At 44.6% G+C, this 12,786-nt stretch carries 11 protein-coding genes; 1 reads left to right on the plus strand and 10 read right to left on the minus strand.

Features of this window, described 5'->3' with window-relative positions; all coding sequences use genetic code 11:
• Positions 1-149: 149 nt before the first annotated feature.
• On the minus strand, positions 150-1,613 hold the full coding sequence (gene guaB / locus HOP38_RS13190) for an IMP dehydrogenase (protein ID WP_006072553.1): 1,464 nt from the start codon (positions 1,611-1,613) through the stop codon (positions 150-152).
• Positions 1,614-1,820: 207 nt separating this feature from the next.
• On the opposite strand from guaB, the gene xseA reads away from it, so the two are divergent.
• Positions 1,821-3,194 carry an exodeoxyribonuclease VII large subunit gene (xseA, locus tag HOP38_RS13195; protein ID WP_198558213.1) on the plus strand — a complete coding sequence of 458 codons (1,374 nt, stop codon included), beginning with the start codon at positions 1,821-1,823 and terminating at the stop codon, positions 3,192-3,194.
• A gap of 9 nt (positions 3,195-3,203) precedes the next feature.
• Here xseA and HOP38_RS13200 read toward each other — a convergent pair whose 3' ends face one another.
• From HOP38_RS13200 to rodZ, 9 genes are all read right to left on the minus strand, one after another.
• Positions 3,204-3,437 (minus strand): zinc ribbon domain-containing protein, encoded by a 234-nt coding sequence (locus HOP38_RS13200; RefSeq protein WP_006072556.1) that lies wholly within the window; start codon positions 3,435-3,437, stop codon positions 3,204-3,206.
• Between the two features lie 104 nt (positions 3,438-3,541).
• On the minus strand, positions 3,542-4,561 hold the full coding sequence (locus tag HOP38_RS13205) for a sensor domain-containing diguanylate cyclase (protein ID WP_198558214.1): 1,020 nt from the start codon (positions 4,559-4,561) through the stop codon (positions 3,542-3,544).
• Between the two features lie 325 nt (positions 4,562-4,886).
• A complete protein-coding gene (locus HOP38_RS13210; RefSeq protein ID WP_006072558.1) occupies positions 4,887-5,750 on the minus strand; it encodes a hypothetical protein in 864 nt (287 codons plus the stop codon).
• Between the two features lie 64 nt (positions 5,751-5,814).
• Complete coding sequence (gene der / locus HOP38_RS13215) at positions 5,815-7,296, minus strand: ribosome biogenesis GTPase Der (protein ID WP_198558215.1); 1,482 nt, start codon at positions 7,294-7,296, stop codon at positions 5,815-5,817.
• 173 nt (positions 7,297-7,469) lie between these two features.
• Entirely contained in the window at positions 7,470-8,627 is a 1,158-nt protein-coding gene (gene bamB / locus HOP38_RS13220) for an outer membrane protein assembly factor BamB (protein ID WP_006072561.1), read from the minus strand.
• A gap of 12 nt (positions 8,628-8,639) precedes the next feature.
• Entirely contained in the window at positions 8,640-9,254 is a 615-nt protein-coding gene (locus tag HOP38_RS13225) for a YfgM family protein (RefSeq protein WP_006072562.1), read from the minus strand.
• A gap of 81 nt (positions 9,255-9,335) precedes the next feature.
• On the minus strand, positions 9,336-10,604 hold the full coding sequence (hisS, locus tag HOP38_RS13230) for a histidine--tRNA ligase (protein ID WP_006072564.1): 1,269 nt from the start codon (positions 10,602-10,604) through the stop codon (positions 9,336-9,338).
• A 26-nt stretch (positions 10,605-10,630) separates the two neighbouring features.
• Positions 10,631-11,755, minus strand: a complete 1,125-nt coding sequence (gene ispG / locus HOP38_RS13235; RefSeq protein ID WP_124940205.1) for a flavodoxin-dependent (E)-4-hydroxy-3-methylbut-2-enyl-diphosphate synthase — start codon at positions 11,753-11,755, stop codon at positions 10,631-10,633.
• A 9-nt stretch (positions 11,756-11,764) separates the two neighbouring features.
• Positions 11,765-12,718, minus strand: a complete 954-nt coding sequence (gene rodZ, locus HOP38_RS13240) for a cytoskeleton protein RodZ (protein WP_198558216.1) — start codon at positions 12,716-12,718, stop codon at positions 11,765-11,767.
• Between the last annotated feature and the right edge of the window lie 68 nt (positions 12,719-12,786).

The following is a 12,786-nucleotide window of genomic DNA, read 5'->3' on the forward strand; positions in this document are numbered from 1 at the left end:
GGCAATCTTATAAGCTAAGTATTGAGAACGGAGGCGAGTTTACCCGCCTCACATCTATGCATCAAGGAAAAAAGCAAACGTTTACGTAAGATTTAGACTTACCTGGGTCAATTGTGACCCTCAACGTTATCACTACAGTCTATGGGTAATTAACCTAGACGGTAGTTTGGTGCTTCCTTAGTGATTTGAACGTCGTGTACGTGTGACTCGTTTAAGCCAGCACCAGAGATACGTACGAACTCTGCTTTAGTACGCATATCTTCGATAGTCGCAGAGCCTGTTAGACCCATGCTTGAACGAAGACCACCCATTTGTTGGTGAACGATTTCTTTTAGGCGACCTTTGTAGGCGATGCGACCTTCGATACCTTCTGGAACAAGCTTGTCCGCAGCATTATCTGATTGGAAATAACGGTCCGATGAACCTTGAGACATCGCGCCAAGAGAACCCATTCCACGGTAAGCCTTATAAGAACGGCCTTGATAAAGAATAACTTCGCCTGGTGCTTCTTCAGTACCAGCAAACATAGAGCCAACCATCACGCATGATGCACCAGCAACGATTGCTTTACAGATATCACCAGAGAAGCGGATACCACCGTCTGCGATGACTGGAATACCATACTCGTTGGCAACACCAGCAGCGTCAGCAATCGCTGTAACTTGAGGAACACCAACACCTGTAACGATACGAGTTGTACAAATAGAACCAGGGCCAATACCAACTTTAACGGCACTAACACCCGCTTCAATCAATGCTTTCGCGCCAGCAGCCGTAGCTACGTTGCCACCAATGATATCGAGATCTGGGTACGCTTCACGTGTTTCGCGAATGCGAGTTAAAACGCCTTCTGAATGACCGTGTGAAGAGTCAATCAAAAGCACATCAACACCAGCTTCAACTAGAGCTTTTACGCGCTCTTCGTTACCCGCGCCCGCACCGACAGCAGCACCTACGCGCAGACGACCTTGCGCATCTTTACATGCGTTTGGTTTACGTTCTGCTTTGTGGAAGTCTTTTGCAGTGATCATACCGGTAAGTTGGAACTCATCGTTTACGACCAACACTTTTTCAACACGTGCACGGTGCATCTCTTCTTGCACTTCTTCACGAGAAGCGCCTTCTTTTACTGATGCTAGACGCGCTTTTGGCGTCATTACTACTTCTACTTTCTTACTTAAATCAGTAACAAAGCGAACATCACGGCCAGTGATGATGCCTACAAGCTCATTCGTTTCTGTAACAACAGGGAAACCAGCAAAGCCATGCTTTTCAGTTAGCGCCATTACATCTGCAATCGTTGCTTCTGGACGAACAGTAACAGGGTTTGTTACTACACCAGCTTCAAAGATCTTAACAAGACGTACTTGCTCAGCTTGTTGCTCAATAGACATGTTTTTGTGGATAAAGCCAATGCCACCTTCTTGGGCAAGCGCGATCGCTAGACGCGCTTCCGTCACTGTGTCCATAGACGCAGAGATCATTGGAATATTCAGACTGATATTCTTCGTCAACCGAGTGCGAAGATCGGCTGTGTTTGGGAGAACGGTGGAGTGAGCTGGAACGAGTAGTACATCATCGAACGTCAGCGCTTCTTTGGCAATTCTTAGCATTTGCAATATCTCACAATAGAGGAGTTGAAGGAATAATCCGCCCTTATCGTTTCGCATAATAAGGTCATTTGGATTAGATATTGCGGTGGGATTATACGCCCGACGAAATCGCTTGGCTACACATTTTTATATTTTTTATTTGCATTTACCCCCTTGATATGTATTATATTGCCGCTAATTTCCATACCCACGTCTTTGAGATTAGCTGTGCCCCTATCCTCGCGATCAAGCTCTAATTCTACGTCTAGTAATCAAAACATTTACACGGTGTCACGCCTGAACTCTGAAGTTCGTTTGTTGCTAGAAAATGAAATGGGGATTGTGTGGTTAGTCGGCGAAATTTCTAACTTTTCTGCACCTGTCTCTGGTCATTGGTACCTCACTCTTAAGGACTCTCGCGCTCAAGTGAAATGCGCGATGTTTCGTGGTAACAACCGCCGTGTAACGTTCAAACCTGCTAATGGAAATCAAGTACTAGTTAAAGCAAGACTATCACTCTATGAGCCGCGAGGTGACTATCAGCTCATTATTGAGTCAATGCAACCCGAGGGGGATGGTCGACTTCAGCAAGAGTTTGAGAAGCTGAAAATGTCACTTGCTGCAGAAGGTTTGTTTGCTCAAACACTAAAACAACCATTGCCCAGCCACCCAAAACGTGTAGGTATCATTACTTCCAAAACGGGCGCTGCTTTATTTGATATTTTAGATGTTTTGAAAAGGCGTGATCCTTCCTTACCTGTGGTTATTTATCCGACGACGGTTCAAGGAGATAACGCTGCGATTGAGATTGCTCAAGCGATTGGCAGAGCAAACAGCCGGAACGAGTGTGATGTGTTAATCGTCGGACGAGGCGGAGGCTCCCTTGAAGATTTATGGTGCTTCAACCACGAAATCGTCGCAAGGACCATTGCCGCCAGCCAAATACCAATTATCAGTGCGGTCGGACATGAAATTGATGTCACTATCGCTGACTACGTCGCTGATGTGCGCGCCCCGACACCAAGTGCAGCCGCAGAACTGGTCAGCAATGATACCTCTCATAAACGTGAGTCACTGCTCACTAGAGAACAGCGCCTGAGAAACATCATTCGACTTTATCTGTCGGAGCAAAAGCAGCGCTTGTCCTCGTTGATGCAAGACCTGAGCAATCAACATCCTAAACATCATTTGCAGCGCCAAAGTCAACGCCTGGATGAATTTGAGTACCGCCTTAATGCCGCAATGAAGCAAAGGTTATCTCAAGAGACTCTAAGGTTAACCAACAAGCTGCATCGCCTGAAGTTACAATCTCCTGTTACTCGTCTGGCACAACAATCGCATCGATTGACTCAATTAGAAAGCCGACTAGAGCAAGCGATGCAACGCCAACTCTCTTCAACTAAGCATAAATTTGCATTAACAGTAGGTAAGCTTGATACGGTGAGTCCACTCGCTACTTTGAAGCGCGGTTACTCTATTACTCAAGATGAGGATGGGAAAGTCATTTCTCATGTAGATTCGGTAGAGATAGGCTCGACAATGACGACTCAAGTAGAGCATGGCACTCTTGTCTCTACCGTTACCGATATCAAACCTAACTAGACAATCTCACTAAGCTTTGATTGGTTGGAATTCAAACCTTGCTCGAGATTTGGACTTTAGTTCATTACATGAGTTACAAAAATAGTTAGCTGCACCACACGCCTGAAGCTTTTCCATTTCAGCTTGGCAATCTGGGCAATAACCAATTTTGACAAAGTGTTTAGTACATTGTTTACAGAAATACTGCCCGTCCCAATCTAAAGCGACCTTGCAATCTGGGCACTCGTTGTCTGCGAAGTTCATATCTCACCTAAATATTAGTAGATGTTAATATTGATATTCTATCTCGAACACCTAAAGGATACTAGGCAACTGCCATAAGACGTTCTTTAACGTTAGGAAAACGTTTAGCCACGAGATAGGAATAAACTCTCTAACTTAGCTTTACGTTTGACTTTGTACATCTCGGTATCCGCTAAACGGATCAATTGGTCAATCGTCATGTCTGAACAACATTCTTTAGTTGCAAACCCAACGCTAACACCGATGTTAGTCTCTTCTAAAGTGACAGGTTGATTCAATTCTGACTGCAATGTCTCGTAAAAAGTTCTGGAATCTTCCTGACTAGGAAAGCAACTAAACGCAAGAAACTCATCGCCACCATATCGACCTAACACAGCTTGGTCAGGTAATAGCAAACGTAATTTTTGCGCGACAGCAACCAACACCTTATCGCCAAATTGATGTCCATATACATCATTTACCTGTTTGAATTTATCGATATCTATGAAGAAACAGCCAAGAAAATTGCCTTGAAAGCAATGACTTTGTTCGACACGTTCTAATAGAGCTCGACGATTCAGGCATTGAGTCAGAGAATCAAACTTAGCTTGGTAGTTGAGTTTATCTTCTAAAGCATATTTCTCTAGTGCCACAGAATAAACCGCGGCAATAGACTCGAGTATCTCCAGTTCAATAGCATGGGGATCAGAGGGCAATGAGCTATATAGTGCAAACGTACCCAATACGTGCTCTTGTGTAGAGATCACTGGCACAGACCAGCATGCTCTAATATTTGCTTGTGTCGCAAGTTCAACAAAAGGCTGCCAATTACTATGGCTTTTGACATCAGAGACGATAACAGAACGTTTTAAATAGGCAGCCGCACCGCAGGAACCTACTCCTTCTCCTATTTCGATCCCATCAATAGCATCGTTGTAAAAGTCAGGCAAGTTAGGTGCTGAAGTGCTGTACAGTCGATGTGTCTCTTGATCTAACGTTAATATTGAGGCGCGTTTATCCTTAAACAGGCGCTCTGTTAACTTAATGATTCGCTCCTCCAATTGGGGTTTTGGCAACCCCAGAGCAAGTTCTTTCAAGAGTAAGTTCATGCCCTTATGGGCATCTATCAGCAAATCTTTCGTCATAAATCCGCAGAATTGTCGTTCTTATTGAGTATGCGTAACCGACACATAATAACACAACGTACGGATAGATGATCTATTGACCAGTTTAATATTTAGTCGTATGGTCAAAGGGACGAACAACAATACGATGCTGTTCTAGATCTTCCCTAGATCTTCCCCTTAATCTAATCTGATCAGCGATCTGCTCTTAAAAGAACATTTATATAACCACATACCGAAAGCATAAGTTACATATTCTGCATTTGGATTTAATTTAGATTATTATTCCACGCAAGGCTTGATAAATGACACTATGAAGAATTTAATAAAACGATCATTTCTCGAATTAGTCACTTACATGGGTATGCATTTCGATATAAGACGAATCTACGGCTTTTAGCTCGACTCTAAGGTTAATCAATTCATCCATATGATTGATATGCGTTCCACCGCAAGGCATCACGACGTCGACGCCATCAAGAGTGCAGTGCCAATATCTTGAACTGGTCAAAAATGGACCTTCAAGTTGCATTGAAACTTCAGAGGGTTCTTGTGACCACTCAGCTAACTGTTGATTAGTCATATCTTCAATTCTCTGTAAGTCTGTCAACACCTCTACGGTATTTAATCCACGTTTCTTTAGCGTTTTCCCAAGGCGATATCGGTCAAAACATCGGTTTGGCGATACCACACTCTGTTCCTGAGCATAACTATTAAAATCATAGTGGGCCAAACCATCTTTTCGGTCTGCTTCTTTTCTCCAGTATGACGCAGCTAGCACTTTGTTAAGTGCAAGAGAGGCGATATGTCCGGCACTATGTCCTCTGCTCAAACTTTGTTGATAGGCTTTGTCCACTTCCAATGTAATGACCTGGCCAACACAAAGTTCTGGTCCTTTCGCGATTCGATGAACAACAACAAATACCCATCCATCACAGTCTCGTTTTACGGGAATCGCGCTGCCGACATACAGTGTTTTGGTATCCAGTTCGATAGCACCAACAAGACAATCTATGACTTCAAGTTGTTGACCTTCCGCTAGCAAATAACCTTTGTCTGCCGGATGATCAGGCCATATGTGACTTACAGGGTGAAATGGCGTACTGTCTACAACAATATCGGTGTAATCAGAATGCTCATCGATCAATTGAATTGCGCTGTCTAGCTGCCAAGTTTGATGACAAAAGTGAATTTTACTAGCGGTAAACACGGTATGATTATTCCTTGCAACAAAAAACGCCCGCTGTACTCAGAGGGCGTTGTTTAATTTCGATTTATTTTTTAGGACGACCTTTCATCATCGTCATTAAGCGTTTACGTTTACGCTCTTGTGAAAGGGTCATCTTGTTAGACTTACCTTCAAATGGGTTATCGCTGCTTTGGAAGTTAATACGAATTGGCGTACCCATGATTTCCAAAGAACGACGATAATAGTTCATTAAATAACGCTTATACGAATCTGGTAGTTCATTGACTAGGTTACCGTGAACCACAACGATTGGTGGGTTGTAGCCACCAGCGTGCGCATATTTCAACTTAACACGACGTCCACGAACCATAGGTGGCTGGTGATCTTCCGTCGCCATTTTCATGATACGGGTCAGTACCGAAGTACCCACACGGGTAGTCGCAGACTTGTAAGCTTCTTGAACAGATTCAAACAAGTGGCCAACACCAGTACCATGAAGAGCTGAAATAAAGTGGATACGAGCAAAGTCAACGAAACCAAGACGACGATCAAGCTCTTTCTTAACGTGTTCTTTCACGTCAGTATCTAAACCATCCCACTTGTTCACAGCGATCACAATAGAGCGACCAGAGTTTAACGCAAAACCAAGGAGGCTTAAGTCTTGATCTGAGATGTTTTCACGAGCATCGATAACGAGCAATACAACGTTTGCATCTTCTACTGCTTTCAGGGTTTTAACCACTGAGAACTTCTCAACCGTTTCGTTGATGCGACGACGACGACGTACACCAGCAGTATCAATTAGTACATACTCACGATCATCACGCTGCATAGGAATATAAATAGAATCGCGAGTGGTACCCGGCATGTCATAAACTACGACACGCTCTTCACCAAGAATACGGTTGGTCAGCGTTGATTTACCCACATTAGGTCGACCAATGATAGCCAACTTAATTGGTTGATCTTGAAGACGCTTAAACTCTTCTTCCGCTTCTTCTTCGGTATAATCAAGTTTCTCGTCTTCGTCTTCAAACTCAGTCAGATCTTCAATTTCACCTTGTTCAACAAAGCTTTCTGCAAATGGGTTAAGTGCGCGTTCGATAAGTGCAGTAACGCCACGACCGTGTGCCGCTGCGATGTGGTACATGTCTTCTACACCAAGTTGCCAAAACTCAGCACTGGCAGCATCAGCATCAATACCATCAACTTTGTTAATCACTAGGAATGACGGCTTCTCAATTTTTCGCAGGTGTTGAGCAATAGCTTCATCAGCCGACGTTAAACCTGCACGGCCATCCACTAGGAAAAGCACGACATCCGCTTCATCAATCGCAGCTAGCGATTGTTCCGCCATTTTTGTTTCAACACCTTCTTCAGTACCATCAATACCACCGGTATCAATAACAATGAATTCATGCTCACCCAGTTTCGCCTGACCGTATTTACGGTCACGTGTTAGCCCCGGAAAATCCGCAACAAGAGCATCACGCGTACGCGTCAATCGATTGAACAGGGTCGACTTACCCACATTCGGGCGTCCAACTAGGGCAACAACAGGTACCATATAAACCTCTACACTTATCTTCTAATTGTAGTTATAGGTAAAATTCTCACGTTTTCCTATAACCACAAATTAATCCATCTATCCGAGCTCGAAAAGATCCTTTTGCTTCGCAGCAATAAAACGGCTCCTAACTGAGATCAGCCAGGAGCCGTTTGTGAATTATATCACGCTTTCTAGTTGATAGTGAGTTTCTTTATTTCACCATCACGAGTCACTAAAACATAGCCTTCAGGTACCTTAGTTGGTCCAACAGAAAGGCCACTTTCGTTGATGAGTTGCTGTGCTACAAACTCACCTGACTCTCGATCAATCCAGTGCAAGTAACCTAAGCTATCACCTACTACGATGTAACCATCAACAATAACAGGTGCTGTTAGCAGTCGGTTTTCCAACTGGTTATTTTCCCACAGCTCAGTACCACTGCGAGCATCAACAGCTACTACATGATCATTATCTGTCACCAAGAATAAACTACGGTTATCCGTCGCCATATCCGTTGCTGATGAGTAGTTACGTTTCCAAATAGGGTTACCAGAACGTAGATCGATAGAAATTAACTGCCCATTGAAACCCACTGTAAACAGTGTGCCACCTAAAATGATTGGAGATGAATCCACATCAACCAAGCGATCGATCTCTGTAGCACCTTTTGGCGTACCTACAGGTTGCTGCCAAATCAACTGTCCACGTTCGACGATAGCAGCAGCTAAACGTCCATTGGCCGTGCCCCAGAAAACACCACCTGATACGGTAGCTGGTGCACTGTCACCGCGTAAAGTTAGGTTTGGAACATCGGTACTGATCGCCCAGCGCTCTTCTCCCGACGTTTGTTCCAATGCAACCAACAAGCCTTGACTGGTATGAACCATGATTAAACTTGCATCCGCTACCGGATTCGCAAGCACCTCACCATTCACTTTAGCGCGCCAAACTTCTTCGCCCGTTTTGACATCGAGCGCAATGACCTCACCGTTTTCGCTACCGATATAAAGCTTTTGATACGCTGCGGCAATACCGCCAGAAAGTCGAGCCGATGTCTCACCAGCAACATTAACTTCCCAAAGCGTCTTGCCCGTTTCTGGATCAAGCGCTTTTACCACTCCGTCTCGGCTAGCAACAAATAAGTTGTCATAGGCGTAAATTGGAGAGAGCTTGGAGAAGAACTGACCAACACCATCACCAATACTTGCAGACCATACCGACTGAGGCGTGAACTCACTTTGTACTTTTGGCAGTGGTGCCATAATGACGGTATCTTCTTCACTAGAACACCCTGCAAGAATTCCCAGTACCGAAATAGAAAGCAGTACTTTCTTTACGACTCTATTCATCGGTTATGGCCCTTACTTGGCAAGATCGTCCAGTTTAATTTGTAGCCCTTGGCTTGCGTCCTGCGCTTGCTGTGCTTCAGTATAAGCAGTGTAAGCTGCATCACGGTCACCGTCACGAATTGCGATATCACCACGCAGCTCGGCCACTCGACCTGCCCATGCGTCATCGGTAATTTTCGCAAGTTCAGCACGCGCACCATCAACGTTACCTGTTTCCGCCATTAGACGAGCAATACGGTAAGTCACTAGCGGAGTGATCGCCGCATCTTTAGTTTTGCTTTGTGCCCATTGCAGTTGCTCAAGAGCCTTTTCAAGCTCACCAGCTTCTACTTGAACTTTCGCTAGTTGTAGTGAAGCCAAAACACTGTATTCAGTGTCTTTGCTACCATCGATAAATGCTTGCACGTCACCACTTGCGTCAGTGCCTTTAGCGGCAATAGCTTCTACCGCTTTGGTATACTGTTCAGAAGCAGCTTCTTGCGCAGACGTTACTGAGTCTTGATAGTAACGCCAGCCAAATAAACCACCTAAACCAACAACAACACCCAGAACCACTGCTTTGCCGTTCTCTTTCCACCAATCTTTGATTGCTTCTACTTGTTGTTCTTCAGAATCGTAGAGTTCCACTTCCTGTCCTCTTAAAAGAATTCGTCACTAACGTTGATTGATTCATCTATCGAATACGTTCAATCAACGTCAGTCTATAAACTAGATAATATCTGCTAATTTAGCGGCTAACTCAGTTTGAGCAATAGTTTCTTGCTCACCACCCTGCAAATCTTTGACCACGACCGTATTCTCGGCCACTTCATTCTCGCCTAGCACTAGAGCGTATACTGCGCCAACTTTATCTGCACGCTTAAATTGTTTCTTGAAGTTGCCACCACCAAAGTGGTTCATGACACGAATACCAGGGATAGCTTCACGTAAAGACTCGGCTAGCTTCATACCTGCCATCATGGTGCCTTCACCCGCAGTCACTACGTAAGCATCAACACTACGACGAACATCAGTCAGCTCAAGCGTTTCCATCATTAGTACCAAACGCTCTAAGCCCATAGCAAAACCGACAGCTGGCGTTGCTTTGCCACCTAGTTGTTCAACCAGTCCGTCATAACGACCACCGCCACAAACCGTGCCTTGAGCACCTAAACTTTCGGTGATCCACTCAAATACCGTGCGGTTGTAGTAATCCAACCCACGAACAAGGCGTTGATTTACCGTATATTCGATTCCTGCTGCGTCAAGAAGTTCACAAAGACCTGCAAAATGTTGTTTTGAGTCTGCATCGAGGTAATCTGACAGTTCAGGAGCATCAACCAAAATCGCTTGTACATCTGGGTTCTTGCTATCTAGAACACGTAGCGGATTGGTGTACATACGACGCTTGCTATCCTCATCAAGAACATCAATATGCTGCTCTAAGTGAGCAATCAATGCTGTACGATAATCAGCCCGAGCTTCTAGAGAGCCGATAGAGTTCAGTTCCAAACGTACGTGTTCAGCAATGCCCAACTCACGCCATAGACGCGCAGTCATCATGATAAGCTCAGCATCGACGTCAGGGCCATTTAGACCAAAGACTTCCACACCACATTGATGGAATTGACGGTAACGACCCTTTTGTGGGCGCTCATGGCGGAACATTGGGCCCATATACCAAAGACGTTGTTCTTGGTTATATAGCAAGCCGTTTTCAATACCAGAACGGACACAACCAGCCGTGCCTTCAGGACGAAGCGTTAGGCTATCGCCATTACGGTCTTCGAAGGTGTACATTTCCTTTTCGACCACATCAGTCACTTCACCAATAGCGCGGCTAAATAGATGGGTCATTTCAACGATAGGCATACGTACTTCGTTGTAACCATATGCGCTAACAACATGCTTCACTGTATTCTCAACTTTTTGCCAAAGTGGAGATTGTGTTGGGAGGCAGTCGTTCATGCCTCGGATTGCTTGAATAGTTTTTGCCACAGTTTAATACCGTTATATCGTTGAAATTATTTGTTTTCTACTTGATTCACTTCGATGCGATTTGACTCATCTAACATCGACGCCTTAGCACGAATTTTTGCTTCGAGCTTATTCACTAGGTCATCATTATCGAAGCGCTCTTTCTGACGTTTACCGTCCTCGTAGAATGCACTTTTCTTGTTACTACCAGCTAAGCCTAGGTGTGAAACTTCTGCTTCACCTGGTCCATTAACCACACAGCCGATAATCGACACATCCATTGGTGTAATCACATCTTCTAAGCGTTGCTCCAGCGCATTTACTGTGCCGATCACATCAAATTCTTGACGTGAACAACTTGGGCAAGCAATGAAGTTGATACCACGAGAGCGAATACGCAATGACTTTAAGATATCAAAGCCCACTTTGATCTCTTCGACAGGATCTGCTGCCAAAGAAATACGTAATGTGTCACCAATACCTTCCGCCAGCAGCATCCCAAGACCAACTGATGACTTCACAGCACCCGCACGTGCGCCGCCAGCTTCAGTGATACCTAAGTGTAGTGGCTGATCAATCTTTTGAGCCAGCAATCGATAAGAGTCTACAGCTAGAAACACATCCGACGCTTTGACACTGACTTTAAATTGGTCGAAGTTTAGACGATCCAAGATATCCACGTGACGCATCGCCGACTCCACCAAAGCAGCTGGTGTAGGCTCGCCATATTTCATCTGAATATCTTTTTCTAGCGACCCGCCATTTACGCCAATACGAATTGGAATGTTTTTGTCGCGTGCGCAATCTACCACAGAGCGAATGCGAGCTTCGTTACCAATATTACCCGGGTTGATACGTAAACAATCTACGCCATACTCCGCAACCTTCAATGCAATTCGATAGTCGAAATGAATGTCAGCAACCAAAGGAATCGAAACTTGCTGTTTGATTTCTCGGAAAGCTTCAGCGGCATCCATAGTAGGAACAGATACACGAACAATGTCTGCACCGACATTTTCTAACGCTTTAATCTGAGCAACGGTCGCAGCAACGTCCGTCGTGCGAGTGTTAGTCATTGACTGAACAGCAATGGGAGCGCCATCGCCGATAGGTACATCGCCCACATAAATACGCGTAGATGGGCGACGTTTAATTGGTGATTCGTGATGCATATTGATTATCTAAGGTAAGGTGAATCGAGCTACTTTGCCTGAAGTATACCCAGAAAGGTCGACAGGTTCACTCGCTAATGTCATAGAAACTTTCTCAGGAGCACCTAAAATCACTTTAAATGGTGCTTTTCCGTTTACATTGACATTGTCGCCCTGCTTTTTGATACCAGTAGTGATGGTTTTTCCGTCCGCGTCTTTTACCTGGATCCAGCAGTCACCTGTGAAAGCCATCGTTAAATTAGTCAGACCATCAGCTGGCTTTGGTTGCTCGTTTGCAGTTTGAGGTTGTTCCTCAATTACTGCAACATCTTCCGAAGCCGCTTCTTCAGCGTTAAGATTGGCAGTCTTTGATACCGATTCTGTCGCTGCTTCCTCTGTCTGCTCAGGCGTATCGATGATAGCAGACACATCTATAGTTTTTACTTCATCTTCGGCTGGTGCTAATTCAGGCTCAGCGGTAAGTTGTGGCGAAGCGGGTTCTTCTACTTGAAAGGCAGGATCGCTGGTATCTGCGATTTCCGAAAGAGTATCTTTTTGCTGACTTTGTAACCACCAAACCGAGGAGATACCAATAATCACCACGAAAATACCCCAAGTAAGTTTCATTATGCGGCTATCGTGTTTTTCTTTATTGGTTTTCTGAGAGAAGCTCTGCATTGGTTGTTCTGAAGGTTGCGCCTCACTGTGGTGTTCAATAGCACCAAGGATCTCTTTTTCATCTATGCCAACTGCTTTAGCGTAAGAACGTAGATAACCTCGAGTGAAGGTTGCAACTTGCTCACCATCAAAATCATTGGCTTCGATTTTTTGAATGATGGCGACACGCAAGCGTAAACGGTCCGCAATCTGTTTCTGTGTAAGGCCTAGCGCTTCACGTTTCTCTTTTAATATGGTTCCGGCAAGAACGGGCTCTTGTGGTTGCTGTTCAACTTTATCTACTACGGTATTTTGTTCAGTACTCATTTATCATGTACTTCTTCTGGTTGTGACTATGACGCTACACGCTTAGTTCGTTTTATTTATTGGTGTGA

The sequence above is a fragment of the Vibrio mediterranei genome (assembly GCF_013364395.1).
Lineage (GTDB): Bacteria > Pseudomonadota > Gammaproteobacteria > Enterobacterales > Vibrionaceae > Vibrio > Vibrio mediterranei.